This is a genomic window from Sneathiella sp. HT1-7 (assembly GCF_020731145.1).
In the GTDB taxonomy this organism is placed as follows: Bacteria; Pseudomonadota; Alphaproteobacteria; order Sneathiellales; family Sneathiellaceae; genus Sneathiella.
In genome coordinates, this window is the sequence record NZ_JAJFZN010000004.1 from 349,646 (window position 1) to 364,237 (window position 14,592).

Below are 14,592 nucleotides of genomic sequence, written 5' to 3' on the forward strand. Positions count from 1 at the left end.
CGGCACTTAAAATGCCGCCTTTTTTGTTCTGACTATATCAGACACTCAGCTTTGCAGCACCACTCGGCCGACGACCTTACCGGCACGCAGATCCTCAAGTGTGTTATATGCTTCTTTCATTGGACGTGGTGTAATCATAAGCTCGCTAAGCTTGCCCGCCTTCGCGAGTTCCATCAATTCCCGCATTTCCCGCAAGTTGCCGACATAGCTGCCTTCCACCGAGATGGCCTTGATTGGGAACATTGGAATTGGCATGCTAAACCCGCCACCAAAGAGGCCAACGATAACAAGCTTCCCGCCCTTGGCGAGCACTTTTGCGCCGAAGGCCGCGCTGCTTTCTGCACCGACAAAATCGATGGTTGCATTCACACCGCCGCCAGTCATCCCCATAAAGCTTTTAAAGGCCGCGGGATCAGACGGATCAATCGCTTCAACGGCACCGGCTTTCAGGCCGGCCTCCCGCTTTGCCGGATCAATATCCGCGACGTAAATATCCGCATCGGTCACGGATTTGGCAATCGCCATCGCCGCAAGGCCAACGCCCCCCGCCCCGATGATGAGCAGCTTGCCCCCATCCGTGCGGGATTTCACCTTGTTAAGCGCACTATATCCAGTCAGTCCGGAACACGTGTAAGTGCAGGCTAACTCCTTCGGGAGCGAGCCATAATCAAGAAGATAGCGAGAATGAGGTACAATCAGGGTATCAGAATATCCACCAGCGACATCTATGCCAAGTTGACGTGGACGATTGCAAAGCTGCTCCTCCCCTGAGGCGCAGATAGCACATTCGCCACACCCAATCCAGGGATAGACAACGCGCTTGTCACCGACCTTAACATCGGTCACATTTTCACCAACTGCGGTCACCGTTCCGACGATTTCATGACCGAGCGTGAACGGAAGTTCCCGTCCGCCCTTGATATTGAGCTGCTTGCCGTGGCCGAGATCGAAATGGCCTTCCCAGATGTGAATGTCACTATGACAAACTCCACAGGCCGTGACATCCATCAATACTTCATCGCCGCTTACACTTGGCGCCTCGCTGGTATTTTCCACCAACGGGGCTCCATATTCCTCAAATTGATAGCTTTTCATTTTTTCCTCCCAGATTTCTTGTTTTTCAGCGATCAGGCAATATTGATCCAGGTTGTTTTCAGCTGTGTATATTTTTCAAGAGCATGGAGGGAACGGTCGCGCCCATTACCGGACTGCTTATAACCACCAAACGGCGTGGACATATCGACATCATCATATGTGTTGACCCAGACAGTACCGGCACGCAGGGACTGTGCAAGTTGATGCGCCTTGGAAATATCCCGTGTCCAGACGGACGCGGCCAGGCCATAGATCGTATCGTTGGCGATGTTAATTCCCTCTTCCATATCTTTAAAGGTAATGGCACTGACAACCGGACCGAAGATTTCTTCCTGCGCGATGGTCATATCATTGGAAACACCATCGAAAATCGTTGGCTCGATATAGAAACCGCCGGTTTCCTGACGGACCTGCTTACCACCGTAATGCAGTTTCGCGCCTTCTTCCTGACCTTTGTTGATATACCCCATCACGCGATCTGTCTGGGATTTGTCCACCATAGCGCCGATAACTGTCTTTGCATCCAAAGGATCACCGGGCTGCAATGTTTTCGCGACATTTGCGATCTTTTCAACCAATTCGTCCTTGACGCTGTCCTGAACGACAATACGGGAAGCGGCGGTGCAAACTTCACCCTGATTGAAGAAGACACCCATGGCAATTTTCTTCGCCGCGAGATCAAGGTCAGCGTCCGCCATCACGATGCTTGGGCTTTTGCCGCCGCATTCAAGACCAACTGCTTTAAGGTTGCTTTCTCCCGAATAGCGCATGAATAGCTTACCGACCTCGGTCGAGCCAGTGAACGCCAGAGCATCCACATCCATATGACGGCCGAGCGCCTGACCCGCGGTTTCACCAAAGCCGGGAAGGACGTTGAAGACCCCTGCTGGAATTCCTGCCTCAATCGCAAGTTCCGCGACGCGAAGCGCAGTAAGCGGTGACTGCTCAGCTGGTTTCATGACAACGCTATTACCCGCCGCAAGCGCCGGTGCAAATTTCCACGCACCCATCAAAAGCGGGAAATTCCAGGGAACAACGCAGGCAACAACACCAATAGGCTCGCGTGTAATCAACGCAAGGGAGCGGCGGCGATCTGTCGGGGCGATTTCGTCATAAACCTTGTCGATTGCCTCTGCGTACCAGGAAATACTGCCTGCCGAACCTGGAATATCAACGGCACCCGCCCATTTTACGGGTTTGCCCATATCAAGGCACTCCAACAGCGCCAGTTCGTCCTTGTTCTTCATGATCAGACCGGCAAATTTCTGTAAAACGGCTTTTCGTTTGGCCGGTGCCGCGCGGGACCATGCGCCGGAGTTAAAGGCCGCCCGGGCCGCACTTACGGCGCGATTGACATCTTCAACATCACAGGCAGCAACCTGCGTAAGGACACGGCCGTCAACGGGGCTGACGCAATCAAACGTTTTACCGGAGGCGGCATCAACATATTCGCCATTGATAAAGGCCTTGTTGCGAATTGAAATCTGGCTTTCGAGTTTCTGCCAATCTTCACGTGTAGGAGCTGGTGCTGCGGACATGCTATTTCCTCTTTTATCTTATTGATGTCAGACATGATTTAATTTTGGCACGAGCATAAACAATGCCCTGCCATCGTGAAAGAGTTAGTTTGCGTGACATATAAATTTTTACTTGTAAATTTTTTGCTGAAACGCTCCTGACTTTTACTGCATTGTAATATATAACTCTTTTTTACTAAATCCAATTATTATCAATAGGATAAGTTTATGGTGCCGGGAAATTTAAATCTGACCCAGCTTCAGACATTTCTCTGGGTCGCCTCTCTACACAGTTTCCGGAAAACCGCGGAAAAAATGAACACCACGCAACCAGCGATTTCCGCCCGAATTGCGCGACTTGAAGAGACGTTAGGTGTTCGGTTATTCGAACGTGAAACTGGCGTTATCCGTATGACAGCCAAAGGCCTCGAGCTTTTCCCCTATGCGGAAAAGCTTCTCATGACATCTGCGCAACTCGTTGATCGCATTGGTCAGGAAGAAAATCTTACCGGCATTTTACGCCTGGGAGTTTCAGAGACGATTGTACATACATGGCTTCCTGATTTTATTGCCAGCCTGCATCAGAAATTTCCGGCGATAGAGGTGGAAATAATGGTTGATACAACACCCAACCTTCGACAGGAACTCATCGACAGATCACTCGACTTTGCTTTTCTAATGGGCCCGATCTCCGACTTTAAAATAGAAAACCATGATCTTATCGAGTTCGAGGTTATATGGGCTGCCGCACCTTCCCTCAAAATTGACCAAAATATTCCGCTCCCCCTTGACGAACTGGCCAACAATCCTCTCATTACCTATTCCCGAAATACACGCCCTTTTGCGGATCTTGCCCGGCAACTTAGGAAAAACACGGACTTACCTGCGCGTATATTCCCCTGCAGCTCCCTTGCTGCCATCCTGAAAATGGCACTGGATGGTCTTGGGGTGGCGTCTCTCCCCCGCAGGTTGATTGAAAAAGAGCTCGAAAAGGGCACTTTAATTGAAATTGACTGTGACTGGCGTCCACCAAACCTGAAATTCACCGCCTCCTATCCTATGGAACCCTATAACCCGGTAACGGAAAAATTCATCCAACACGCGCTTGAAGTTACCGAGGAATACAAAAAAAAGACCGGAATTGAATAATAAGTCGCGATAAGAATCGATATTTATACCCTCTGCCCTCAATTTCCTAAGTATTGGTCTCATGGTGGAAAATTTGGCAAAAAAAGGCGTATTTACGCTATTATTTAGATTAGCAAACGTATAATATTACAGAATAATGACGAAACCGGGTTGTCGATCGGGATCGCCATTATCACATAATAACCCTCCTGAGGCGGCGGGTTTGAGCATTTGAGTAAAATATAGAGAGAACGATGAGTACTTACGTTTTTTCCGTTTATCATGCTGAAGCGCGGGATGCGCTGAAAAACAATCAGGAACATCCACATATTTCGATGCGCTGGGCCACGCCCTGTCGTTTCGCCATCGAGGCCGAAAATCCTCGGGAAGCGGAAAACTGCATCACAAAGAAATATCCGCATGATAAGGGGTTTGTGACCAGACGTTTGAACTGACAGGCGCGTCTGTTCAAAAAAACTTCAACTGGACGGCTTGTTTACCGTACCATACTGATGTCGCGCGCACCCTGCCGCGATTGAACTATGGCAACGGATAAAAATGACAAAAGAACAAAAAATAATTACCGAGATAAACGGCCCCGTAACCACCATCATTATCAACCGGCCTGAGGTGAGAAACGCCCTGGATCAGGAAACGTCTGACCTGTTGGCGCAGGCCTTTCGCGACTTCGACGCAGATGACTCCCAACGGGTTGGAGTAGTGACGGGCGCAGGCGGCGCCTTTTGTGCCGGTGCGGATTTGAAGGAAACGGCAACACGGGTGGATTACAAGGCCTGGGCTGGTCATCCGGAAGGTCCCTTTCACGCCCCGCTATCCAAGCCTCTGATTGCTGCTGTGGCGGGCCACGCCTGCGCTGGTGGTATGGGTCTCGCCCTTTACTGCGATATCCGCATTGCAGAAGAAACCGCTATTTTCGGAATTTTCTGCCGCCGTTGGGGTGTCCCGATGAGCGATGGGACCACGGTTCGGCTCCCGCGCGTTATCGGAATGGGGCCAGCACTCGACATGATGCTGACCGGCCGACCTGTCCCCGCAAATGAGGCTCTTTCGATGGGGCTGGCAACACGGGTGGTTCCAACGGGCACCGGGCGCGCAGCGGCGGAAAAACTGGCGCTCCAGATCGCGGAATTCCCGCAAATCGCCATGCTCTCAGACCGCGAAAGCGTTTATATGCAGGAAGGAAAAACAGATGCGGAGGCCATTCATTTCGAAATGGTCGCTGCGGAGGAAGCAAAACAGAAAGAAGCGCAAGTCGGTGCCGCACGCTTTGCCGCGGGTGAAGGCCGACATGGTGACTTCAACAAGCCTTAAGTGACCGGATAACCTTTCCAGGACTTGATCGCCCTAAGCGCAAAAGTTGACCGCATACTCGCCACATGAGGCAGCTTTGCCAGACAGTTGCGATGAATGCGGTCATAATCCGGCACGTTCCGAGCGGCCACCCGGATTATGTAATCTGCCCCTCCCGTTGTCAGATGACATTCGAGAATTTCGTCATAGGTCATGACAGCCTTTTCGAAGAGATTAAGCGTTTCCTGGCTTTGGGACGTCAGGGAGATTTCAACAAAAACGTCAACTTCAAGCCCGAGCGCGTGTTTATCGAGCCGCGCAGCATATCCATCGATAACCCCCGCAGCTTCCAGCATCTTGATGCGGCGATGACAGGCGGAAAGCGAAAGATTGACCTGTCCGGCTATCTCGGAAATCGGCTTGTCAGAGTCGATCTGCAGTTCAGATAATATTTTACGATCAAAGTGATCTATTGAATAATTTCCTGAAATTCGCGTTGAAACCCGGATTTTACACCAGAAAAAGGCATTAAGGAAATAAATTTCGGAAAAAATATCAGCGAGAAAAAGCTATACTTTCCGTATCAATTTATTCTTCTAATTAGGGAGCGAAAGGCATGATCGTTGGAACGCCAAAAGAAATTAAAAACCATGAGTATCGCGTCGGGCTGACGCCGGAAAGTGCCGGAGAGCTCGTCGCGCATGGACATGAAGTGCTAGTTGAGACCGACGCCGGCAAAGGCATTGGTGCCCTCAATGACGCCTATGAAACAGTTGGCGCGAAGATCGTCGACACAGCAGAAGAAATATTCGCCCGTGCGGATATGGTCGTTAAAGTAAAAGAACCACAACCGGCTGAACGCGCCATGCTGCGCGAAGGCCAGATCCTTTATACCTACCTCCACCTCGCTCCCGATCCGGAACAAACCCATGACCTGGTTAAATCCGGTGCCGTCTGCATCGCTTATGAAACAGTAACAGACAACAATGGCGGCCTCCCTCTCCTGAAACCCATGAGCCAGGTTGCAGGCCGCATGTCCGTGCAGGCGGGCGCCACAGCACTTGAAAAAGCCCATGGTGGGCGCGGTGTTTTGCTCGGCGGTGTGCCGGGCGTTGCACCGGGTAAAGTTGTCATCATCGGTGGCGGCGTTGTCGGCTTTAACGCGGCGCAGATGGCCATTGGCCTTCATGCGGATGTCACCATCCTCGATCGCAATCCGTTGACCCTAGAGCGACTGGAAAACCACTTTGAATCCTCCGCCAAGGTTATCTACTCCACCAACGCCCTGCTTGAACGACTGGTGATGGAGGCTGATCTTGTCATCGGCGCGGTACTTATTCCGGGCGCGGCGGCACCAAAACTGGTGACCAAGGAGATGCTGAAGACCATGCAGGACGGATCGGTCATTGTCGATGTCGCGATCGATCAGGGCGGCTGTTTTGAAACCTCCAAAGCAACCACCCACGCGGATCCGACCTATGTGATCGACGGTGTTGTTCATTATTGCGTCGCCAATATGCCAGGCGGCGTTGCCCGCACCTCAACCTACGCACTCAACAATGTCACCCTGCCCCATGCTCTCAAAATTGCGGACAAAGGCTGGAAACAAGCACTGAAAAGCGATCCACATCTCGCGAATGGCCTCAATGTATGGAACGGCAAGATCACTTGCGAACCCGTCGCGCATGACCTCGGTCTAGACTATACGCCAGTTGACGTCGCGCTTCAGAGCTGAAAGGCAGGATTGCAATTAGGCGCCCAAAAAAAGCTGCCGGAGAACGTCTGTCATTTGATGATGATAAGGGGATGCGCTATAGGCCGTCGGGTTTGCCACTCACCGGCACATCCCCTTGATTAGTTCTTGCTATGGGAACGATAACTAGGCCCTTTTCGGCCAAGCCATGAAACGCCCGAATGCCATAGCAGCGGGCGAGATTGTCTGCCGTCAAGACGTCTTTGGCGGCGCCCTCCGCCGCAATGACAGTATCGTGCAACAACACAAGCCTGTCGCAATAACGCGCGGCGAGCGTCAGGTCATGCATCACAACAACGACACTCTTACCCGAATGTGCGAGATGTGAGAGTCGGTCCATCACATCGATAGCATGGCCAGGGTCTAGCCCGCTGATCGGCTCATCTGCCAGCAGAACATCGGGCTCACCTGCCATCGCCCGCGCGAGAAGTACGCGGGACCGCTCCCCTCCGGATAATTGCTCGACCGGACGGTGACGGAATTCAAGGATATCACAAGCCTCCATTGCCCGCGTGACCGCCTGCCGATCAACATCAGTCAGGGCACGCCATCGCCCTTGATGCGGGAGGCGTCCGAGTGCGACCAGCGCTTGCACCGTTACATCCCAGTGAATTTCCCCTGATTGCGGAAGATAGGACAGTGACCGGGCAAGTATTTCAGGGTCGACCTGATGGCGTGGGCGGCCATCAATATAAATGTCCCCCTTGTCCGGATCCAGCAGTCCGGCAATACAGCGAAGAAGCGTTGTCTTTCCCGAACCGTTCGGACCAATCAGTCCCACAATTTCTCCGTTACTGATGTTTAGTGTAATCTCCTCAAGAACTTTACGCTGGCCGAAGGATTTGGAGAGCGACCGTATCGATACTGGCGTCATGAAAGCTCCTTCCTCTGACGCAGAACAAGATATAGGAAGAACGGCGCGCCGATCAGGGCTGTCAGAACACCAATTTTGAGCTCACGACCGGGGGATAGCAGCCGTACGGCCACATCCGCAGTCAGGGTCAAGGCAGCTCCGCCAAAGGCGCTTGCAGGCAAAAGACGGCTGGGACGGTTTCCCGTCAAACGGCGAAGTAAATGCGGAACAACCAGCCCGACAAATCCGATGGCACCGGCCACTGATGTTGCCGCGCCAACAGATAGTGCCGTGCCAAAAATAAGCCGTCGCCGAACTTTACCTAGATTAAAACCCATCGTCTGCGCCGCGTCCTCCCCCAGTGTTAAAGCATCAAGCGGTCGCGCGATCGTCATCAAGACAAGGCAGCCTAGAAAGATAAATGGTGCCGACAGCCAGACATGCTCAAAACTCCGATCGGCGAGCGACCCCATCAGCCAGAACATGATCTCCAGCGCGGCGAAGGGGTTCTCCGCCATATTCAAAGCAAGGGACGTAAGGGCTGCGGCAAAGCTAGTCACCGCGACACCCGCCAGTATAAACGTTAGCGGGCTATTTGATCGACCCGCAAGGAGGTGTACAACCAAAACGCCTAACCCTGCGCCCAGCATCCCCCCCAGCGGCAGGGCGAGCGCAAATAACCCGGCAAGACCGAAATAAAAGGCAATCACCGCCCCGAGGGACGCAGAAGCCGACACACCGATAATGCCCGGCTCCGCCAGCGGGTTGCGCAAGTATCCCTGAAGCGCGGCTCCCGTCAAGCCCAGCGTCGCCCCAACCATCAGACCCAATATGGCGCGAGGAAGTCTTATCTCGAAGAATATCAGCGACGCCGTCACGGCCTCACCTGAGAAGATTGCGCGTAGAAGTTCAAATGGATTTATCGATGCCGGCCCCACCAGCAGTGATGCCAAGAAGGCAACAATGACCGCTATCGCCAATACGAAAAACAAAATTGGTATTCTGATTAAATATTGCTCTTTTCGCATCACCGACGACTCACTTCTGATCTACTTTTCGGTAGGACATAATCTTCGACTTGATGGCATGTAATTCGGCAATGGCATCGGCAATAACAGGTGTTCCGCATACCCACAAATTCGACGGAATACTGACCCGCAAATGATCAGCGAACATCTTCTGCAGCGCCGGGTGATGTAAATTTTCTGTCGCCATCGCCGGTTTATCCCGCTGTGCGTCTAATATCAACAAATCCGGAGCGGATGTTATCAATGTTTCAAGAGACACCTGCCCGGTCCCTCTGATGCCGAGCTCACCGCCAAGATTTCGAAACCCGGCCGTCTTCACAACCGAGCTTGCCAGTGTCCCTTCCCCCGATGTAAAACCGTTTGCCCAATAGAGCGCCGCCATCGGCGCGTCTGCCTCGTTCTCCGACATACCAGCGGATGGCAGTTTATTATCGAATTCTGCGACCAAGGCTCTGCCCCGCTCTGATGCGCCAACCGCCTCCGCAACAGTTTTAATGTTCGCTCTGATATCGTTCAAACTGGTCGCAATGGGAAGCACTATCACCCGATAGCCCAGTTTACGCAAAAGAAACACCGTCGGGCGAGTTGTATATTCCCCGGCGAGAATGAGGTCCGGCTCAAGTTGCAATATCTCCTCAGACAATCCGTGATTTTTAGGCAAACCCGCTGCCTGCTCCGCCATCATGGATGTCTCCTGATCCGTGGCGAGATTGCTCAGCGATATGATCTGTTGCCGATCCGCCAAAAGGAGGAGAAGCTGATCAGCACAAACATTCATAGACACTATCCGCTCTGGCTTCGCCATGCCGCTCCCTGGCAGAAATACCGCCAGGGAGAGAGCGAGAAAGGCCCGCTGTAACCAAATAAATAGACTATTTCCCGCCATTATCAGAAGGGGCCGAATTTAATATGGAGACCGGCGAAAAACGAAATTCCCGGAGATCCATAACCATAGACTTCCTGATAGTCTTCGTTCAGAAGATTTTCCCCGCGCATATAAACCTCCGCTCCTTCTGCAAACTCATAGGATGCCGCCAGATTGACAAGAGTATAGCTATCCAGATCAACTGTTCGCGTCGCCACGGGGAAATAGCTGTCATAGACAATATCACTCTGCTTACCGTTATATTGAAGACTCAAATTGAGGTTGGCAGGTCTCTCCATAACATCGAAACTGTAGTTTCCGATGAGGCTGGCGATATGTTTGGGCCGCCGGACAAGCGCCGTTCCTATTGCGTCCTTCCCATTTGTGTAGGTATAGGAAGCATCGAAGCGTATGTTCTCAAACGGCTCGGTCGAGGCAGTAAACTCCATACCTTGTATCCGGCTTGTGCTGGCAAGATTAACGGCTGTATTCCCGCTGCCCTGAATAAGATTCTCAATGCGATTGTTGAAATAGGTCACATCAAGGATCAGTTTGTCTTCCAAAAATGCCTGCTCAACACCCGCGTCCCATCCGAATCCTTCCTCTGGCTTCAAGTTGGGGTTGCCGGTGAAACCGGGCGTGGAGCCGAACAACTCAAACAATGTCGGGTTTTTGACCGCCCGGCCAAAGCTGCTATGAAAACGGGTTGCGGTTTCATCAAACAGATAGGCGGCCGTCCCGCGATAGGTGATCTGATTGTCGAAGAGATCATCATTGTCATCATAACGCAGCGCGCCGGACAGAAATAGATTTTCCCATAAGCTGACCCGGTATTCCGTTGAGTAACCGTAATTTACGATATTCACTGTATTGGGGCCGGAGAAACCGCTGTTGGTATATTGCTCCTCCTCATCGCGTTCAACCGCGAAGGTAGCAGTATGGTCGGCGTTTGCAAAACCCGGTGTCGAGAAATAATAATCCGACTGATAGCCATAGGTGATCCGCTTGCCTTCCGATGTATAGGTGGTCGCCCCCGCTCCGTTTAGATAGTTCGTTTTATCGTCCATATAGCTCATCTTGACCTGTTGGTCCCAGGCACCATCGGCGAGAGTTAGTTTTGCGCTGGTCAAGCCGTATCTTTGCAGGGACTGAGAGCTGTCTTCACCATCGATCGTGTTGACCACAGCGGCGGAGGCATCACTATCCAGATCACTGTCGACAATCATGCCCACCGCTTTAATTTCAAGGTTCTCGATGGGCTTGACGCTGATTTTGAGGCGACCGGTCGTATTATCATAACCGTCCTTCTCGGTATTGCCGTTTTTCTCATCGGCCACAGAGATGCCATGCGTAATATACCGCTCGACCGTACCGGAAATGGTGAATTTATCACTTCCATAGCCCATATCGACCTGCCCGTCCTTCGTAGAGAAAGAGCCAAACTCCCCACGGGTGGAAAGGGTGAAACCGGGTTCGGGGTCCTTGGTGATAATATTCACCACGCCGCCAATAGCATCACTGCCGTAAATCGCGCTTTGCGGTCCACGCAGCACTTCGATCCGCGCAATCCCCGCGTTCAGGATATTCGCAAAGTTGAACTCCGATCCCGAAGCCGGGTTATTGACTTCTATCCCATCGATCAGGACAAGCGTCTGGTTTGCTTCCGCTCCTCGAATGCGGATTTGCGTCTGGCTGCCAACCGGCCCTGTGCGATTAACGGCGATACCCGGCACATCCCGTAGAACATCTGAGACGATCCTCACTTGCCGTTTTTCCAACTCATCTGCTGTGATGACCGTGACGGCGCTACCAATTTCCATAGACGGCAGCGGCGTACGGCTTGCCGAGACGACAATTTCGGGCATGAGTTGGGTTGTGTCATCCGCCAGGACCGACATGGCGATAATGATCGCAAGGAAACTGCCGGAGGCAAGGCGGACGGGAATAGGTTTCTTCTTTTTTAAGTAATCAAACATTGCTGATCCCTCTTGTTTCTTAAAAGACAAGTAAGGGCAAACAGCGACATTGCCGCTTGCGCCTGACGACGAAGAAACACAGTGCGATCAGATAGAAAACTTCAAGTCCGCATAAAACGGACAAATGGCTTTCAGCAATTGAGGAAAATAGAATTCAAATCCAAAACCCCGATAGCAACGCATTCCTGCGCGCCACCACAAACGGGTTTCCGTCCCACGAGCACACCCCGTACAGTGGTCGAGTAGCGCTTACGACGGCAGGTCTCCTGGCTCACAGGTCATTGCGTTTCCCAGCCTTCCCAGTTTCCCAGTGGCTTTTTCGGGCACGCTCTCTGTTCACAGTTGCGGGGGCAGCCAAGGTGTAAAACAGCCTGAATTCAGTCAGGCTGGTCAGTCCCTGTTCCCTTTTTCATCCATGAATGGAACCATCGCTGAGATAGTAATTGCATCAGCGTTTTTTATAAGTCAAGCAACAAGAAATCATTCTGGTACTGTTAGAAATGAAACGTCACATCAAGCTGGCTGCCGTCGATCACGAGACAATTTGCCGCAGCTAATGACTACTAATACTAAAACAACCCGGTTTCCCTAAATTTACAGAGGCAAATGGATGCGCTTTGCGCAAAACCAGAGGCTCGGCCCTTCAAACCGCGACTTGACAAAACATGTCTCTGTTTGCGTATTAGTTGCGAATCTTAACCCTTGGGAAGGCGTCCTCGTGATCGAATATGTAATATCGCTCTATGATAAAGGCGGCCCCGTAATCGCTATTCTGGCTGTTCTTTCCGTGGTGGCATTGTCAGTAGCCCTGCAAAAGCTCTGGCTCTTTACATCAACGGGCTTGGGTCGACATGAAAAAATCCGGGAAGCCATGCTGCTCTGGAAACGCAATCAAGGACTGCAGGCGATCGAGCTCCTTCAGGCACAAAAGAGCCCGACCGCAATGACCGTGCGCCATACGTTGCAAGGTCTCTATTATTCGCCAGATCGGCAGGCACTTGTCCGAGAGGATATTGATCGCGTCGCCGGGGAGGAACTTGCCAAGGCACGCAAGGGAATTCGATTGCTGGAAACAATCGCCCAGATCGCGCCTCTGCTGGGCCTGTTCGGGACAATTCTCGGAATGATCGAAGCTTTTCAGGCCCTGCAATCCGCAGGTGCAAATGTTGACCCTTCGGCGCTAGCCGGGGGAATATGGGTCGCGCTGCTGACAACGGCGGCGGGCCTCGCCCTCGCGATCCCGGCTTCCATGGTGGCAACCTGGTTTGATACTTTGGTCGATGCAGAGCAGCAGGCAATTGAAAGCATGGTCACATCCCTCCTGACTGGTGAAATTACCGCCGTTTCTCTTAACCAATCTACCTCCGGCCTTTCTGCGACGCTCACCGCTGATCATGCGAATTCGTAACGGCAAGAAGCGCAAAAACCTAATCGGTCTTACATCGCTTATCGATGTAATATTCCTGTTACTTCTGTTTTTCATGCTGTCGTCGACCTTCACAAAATTTACCGAGTTCACACTCTCCGCCGCAACGGCTGGTCCTGCCCAGGAGAAAACAGAAAAGCCCATCATAATTTTCGCCCATCTTGACGGGCGGTTTGAAATTGAGGGGATTTCGATAAGCGCAAGCGCGCTGAAAAACCGCGTGCAAGAGCAAACCGAGGAAGGTCGCACCAGCGCCGTCCTTGCTCCGGATAAAAAAATGCCGACGCAACAGCTTGTTACGATTCTGGAAACCCTTGAGCAAACAGATTTGCAATCTGTTTCTTTGGCGCGCTGACATGAAAATAACCACGCCCAAAGAAAAGCGCGCCCTGCCCGAGAATACGATTGCGCTCATCAATGTTGTCTTTCTAATGCTGATCTTTTTCCTGATCGTCGGGACGGTCGCCGCCCCTCTTTCCAAAGATCTTCAGCCCGCCTGGACGAGCCAGCGCCCTCTGGTCCCCCCACATCCACAGGTGATAGAAATCAACGCGATCGGGGAGATTTCCTATCAGGGAAAGACCGTCGCATTAGACCGTCTTGGTTCGACTGCCCGTCAGATTTTGACAAAAGATGGCGACGAAATTTTCATCAAGCTTGCGGCAGATCACGAATTGGAAGCAGGTCGCCTCATCGAAATTCTGGAGGTACTGAAAGCCGTGAAAGTCGGCAATATCCGCTTGGTGACCCTCGACAAGGTGGCGTCAAAATGACCGCCCTTTTGCTTCGCCAACCAACTTTCTTGCTGCTCTCAACCGGATTGCATGTCATTGGTATTATGGGGTTAGTTGCCTGGCAAAGCGCACCCCCGTCGCTCGCCATGCCGAAGGGCCGGATTACGCTTACGGTCGGCCAATTACCCGCGGTGAACAGCCCACCGAATACGGAGCCTGCGCCGACGTCCGAGCCTGAGGCGGCATCCCCCAAGCCTAAAGAAGTGACGGTCTTCCCGATCCAACCAAAGGTGATTGAAGCCGTTCCCACATTACCCGTAGTCCCGAATAAAAAGGTCATCCCAATAACGCCACCGAAGGAGACAGTACCCCTCCCCGTTCTAGTCAGCAAAAAGCGGGAACCTGTTAAACCGCTGCCCGTCCCGCCGCGACCGATACCCTTGAAACAGACAGTTAAAAACAAACAACCTGCCCCACAGAGTCCACAGAAGACAAAAGCTGTCCAGCCCGTTGAAATTCCACAGAAGGCGACAACAGGTGGTCAGAAAATTGCAGCAAGCCATCCCGGAGTAGCGGACGGCAGTTCGATCGGCAACAGCGAGACCAGTGCGTATCGCGATACCGTTCGGGCCGAACTTGCACGGAACAAATATTACCCCCGCGCTGCGAAGTTGCGGCGGCAGGAGGGTGTTGTTCATATTGAATTTACCCTGACATCAAATGGTGCGTTACAGAATCTTAAAATCTTCAAATCTTCAGGATCAAGGGCGCTGGATGAGGCAACCTTGAAAATGGTGCGAAAGGCGGCCCCGTTCGATCCCTTTCCATCAACCATCCCGGAGGCGGCTTTGGAATTCAAATTTCCGGTCAGGTATAATTTCGAATGACAGGGCATATGAGGAAACG

The 14,592-nt window shown here is 52.2% G+C and carries 15 protein-coding genes and 1 riboswitch; of the genes, 8 read left to right on the forward strand and 7 right to left on the reverse strand.

The features are described 5' to 3' along the window. Nucleotides 1-45: 45 nt before the first annotated feature. Complete coding sequence (locus tag LKE13_RS15250; RefSeq protein WP_227952247.1) at nucleotides 46-1,095, reverse strand: alcohol dehydrogenase; 1,050 nt, start codon at nucleotides 1,093-1,095, stop codon at nucleotides 46-48. 32 nt (nucleotides 1,096-1,127) lie between these two features. Beyond that, nucleotides 1,128-2,633, reverse strand: a complete 1,506-nt coding sequence (locus LKE13_RS15255; protein ID WP_227952248.1) for an aldehyde dehydrogenase — start codon at nucleotides 2,631-2,633, stop codon at nucleotides 1,128-1,130. 207 nt (nucleotides 2,634-2,840) lie between these two features. Between LKE13_RS15255 and LKE13_RS15260 the strand changes: the two genes are divergently transcribed. From LKE13_RS15260 to LKE13_RS15270, 3 genes are all read left to right on the forward strand, one after another. Next, nucleotides 2,841-3,761, forward strand: a complete 921-nt coding sequence (locus LKE13_RS15260; protein WP_227952249.1) for a LysR family transcriptional regulator — start codon at nucleotides 2,841-2,843, stop codon at nucleotides 3,759-3,761. A gap of 233 nt (nucleotides 3,762-3,994) precedes the next feature. Further along, entirely contained in the window at nucleotides 3,995-4,195 is a 201-nt protein-coding gene (locus tag LKE13_RS15265; protein ID WP_227952250.1) for a hypothetical protein, read from the forward strand. 103 nt (nucleotides 4,196-4,298) lie between these two features. Further along, a complete protein-coding gene (locus LKE13_RS15270) occupies nucleotides 4,299-5,072 on the forward strand; it encodes a crotonase/enoyl-CoA hydratase family protein (RefSeq protein ID WP_227952251.1) in 774 nt (257 codons plus the stop codon). Here LKE13_RS15270 and LKE13_RS18800 read toward each other — a convergent pair. Further along, nucleotides 5,069-5,605 (reverse strand): Lrp/AsnC family transcriptional regulator, encoded by a 537-nt coding sequence (locus LKE13_RS18800; RefSeq protein ID WP_321576149.1) that lies wholly within the window; start codon nucleotides 5,603-5,605, stop codon nucleotides 5,069-5,071. The genes LKE13_RS15270 and LKE13_RS18800 overlap by 4 nt on opposite strands. Nucleotides 5,606-5,667: 62 nt before the next feature. Between LKE13_RS18800 and ald the strand changes: the two genes are divergently transcribed. After that, on the forward strand, nucleotides 5,668-6,786 hold the full coding sequence (gene ald / locus LKE13_RS15280) for an alanine dehydrogenase (protein WP_227952252.1): 1,119 nt from the start codon (nucleotides 5,668-5,670) through the stop codon (nucleotides 6,784-6,786). A gap of 76 nt (nucleotides 6,787-6,862) precedes the next feature. Here ald and LKE13_RS15285 read toward each other — a convergent pair whose 3' ends face one another. The 4 genes from LKE13_RS15285 to LKE13_RS15300 form a co-directional block, all read right to left on the reverse strand. Then, the gene (locus LKE13_RS15285; protein ID WP_227952253.1) at nucleotides 6,863-7,678 is read right to left on the reverse strand and encodes an ABC transporter ATP-binding protein; all 816 of its coding nucleotides are present in this window, start codon (nucleotides 7,676-7,678) and stop codon (nucleotides 6,863-6,865) included. Then, nucleotides 7,675-8,685: a FecCD family ABC transporter permease gene (locus LKE13_RS15290; RefSeq protein WP_415776538.1), complete on the reverse strand. Its 1,011-nt coding sequence runs from the start codon at nucleotides 8,683-8,685 to the stop codon at nucleotides 7,675-7,677. Before LKE13_RS15290 ends, LKE13_RS15285 begins: the two co-directional genes overlap by 4 nt. A gap of 10 nt (nucleotides 8,686-8,695) precedes the next feature. Next, nucleotides 8,696-9,490 carry an ABC transporter substrate-binding protein gene (locus tag LKE13_RS15295; protein ID WP_227952255.1) on the reverse strand — a complete coding sequence of 265 codons (795 nt, stop codon included), beginning with the start codon at nucleotides 9,488-9,490 and terminating at the stop codon, nucleotides 8,696-8,698. Nucleotides 9,491-9,573: 83 nt separating this feature from the next. Beyond that, entirely contained in the window at nucleotides 9,574-11,526 is a 1,953-nt protein-coding gene (locus LKE13_RS15300) for a TonB-dependent receptor plug domain-containing protein (RefSeq protein ID WP_227952256.1), read from the reverse strand. A 238-nt stretch (nucleotides 11,527-11,764) separates the two neighbouring features. Then, nucleotides 11,765-11,971: riboswitch (cobalamin riboswitch) on the reverse strand. 273 nt (nucleotides 11,972-12,244) lie between these two features. Between LKE13_RS15300 and LKE13_RS15305 the strand changes: the two genes are divergently transcribed. The 4 genes from LKE13_RS15305 to LKE13_RS15320 are packed head-to-tail and all read left to right on the forward strand — an operon-like array spanning nucleotide 12,245 to nucleotide 14,573. Next, nucleotides 12,245-12,934 (forward strand): MotA/TolQ/ExbB proton channel family protein, encoded by a 690-nt coding sequence (locus LKE13_RS15305; RefSeq protein WP_227952257.1) that lies wholly within the window; start codon nucleotides 12,245-12,247, stop codon nucleotides 12,932-12,934. After that, complete coding sequence (locus tag LKE13_RS15310) at nucleotides 12,921-13,307, forward strand: ExbD/TolR family protein (protein ID WP_227952258.1); 387 nt, start codon at nucleotides 12,921-12,923, stop codon at nucleotides 13,305-13,307. The genes LKE13_RS15305 and LKE13_RS15310 overlap by 14 nt, the downstream gene beginning before the upstream one ends. A 1-nt stretch (nucleotide 13,308) precedes the next feature. Then, nucleotides 13,309-13,725 carry an ExbD/TolR family protein gene (locus tag LKE13_RS15315; protein ID WP_227952259.1) on the forward strand — a complete coding sequence of 139 codons (417 nt, stop codon included), beginning with the start codon at nucleotides 13,309-13,311 and terminating at the stop codon, nucleotides 13,723-13,725. Next, entirely contained in the window at nucleotides 13,722-14,573 is an 852-nt protein-coding gene (locus tag LKE13_RS15320) for an energy transducer TonB (protein ID WP_227952260.1), read from the forward strand. The genes LKE13_RS15315 and LKE13_RS15320 overlap by 4 nt, the downstream gene beginning before the upstream one ends. Nucleotides 14,574-14,592 lie beyond the last annotated feature (19 nt).

Bases quoted from the DNA above. Each gene is read 5' to 3' on its own strand.
- LKE13_RS15260 (WP_227952249.1), top strand. From the start codon at position 2,841: ATGGTGCCGGGAAATTTAAATCTGACCCAGCTTCAGACATTTCTCTGG.
- LKE13_RS15300 (WP_227952256.1), bottom strand. From the start codon at position 11,526: ATGTTTGATTACTTAAAAAAGAAGAAACCTATTCCCGTCCGCCTTGCC.
- LKE13_RS15255 (WP_227952248.1), bottom strand. From the start codon at position 2,633: ATGTCCGCAGCACCAGCTCCTACACGTGAAGATTGGCAGAAACTCGAA.
- LKE13_RS15290 (WP_415776538.1), bottom strand. From the start codon at position 8,685: ATGCGAAAAGAGCAATATTTAATCAGAATACCAATTTTGTTTTTCGTA.
- LKE13_RS15320 (WP_227952260.1), top strand. From the start codon at position 13,722: ATGACCGCCCTTTTGCTTCGCCAACCAACTTTCTTGCTGCTCTCAACC.
- LKE13_RS15310 (WP_227952258.1), top strand. From the start codon at position 12,921: ATGCGAATTCGTAACGGCAAGAAGCGCAAAAACCTAATCGGTCTTACA.
- LKE13_RS15265 (WP_227952250.1), top strand. From the start codon at position 3,995: ATGAGTACTTACGTTTTTTCCGTTTATCATGCTGAAGCGCGGGATGCG.
- LKE13_RS15295 (WP_227952255.1), bottom strand. From the start codon at position 9,490: ATGGCGAAGCCAGAGCGGATAGTGTCTATGAATGTTTGTGCTGATCAG.
- LKE13_RS15315 (WP_227952259.1), top strand. From the start codon at position 13,309: ATGAAAATAACCACGCCCAAAGAAAAGCGCGCCCTGCCCGAGAATACG.
- LKE13_RS15285 (WP_227952253.1), bottom strand. From the start codon at position 7,678: ATGACGCCAGTATCGATACGGTCGCTCTCCAAATCCTTCGGCCAGCGT.
- ald (WP_227952252.1), top strand. From the start codon at position 5,668: ATGATCGTTGGAACGCCAAAAGAAATTAAAAACCATGAGTATCGCGTC.
- LKE13_RS15250 (WP_227952247.1), bottom strand. From the start codon at position 1,095: ATGAAAAGCTATCAATTTGAGGAATATGGAGCCCCGTTGGTGGAAAAT.
- LKE13_RS15270 (WP_227952251.1), top strand. From the start codon at position 4,299: ATGACAAAAGAACAAAAAATAATTACCGAGATAAACGGCCCCGTAACC.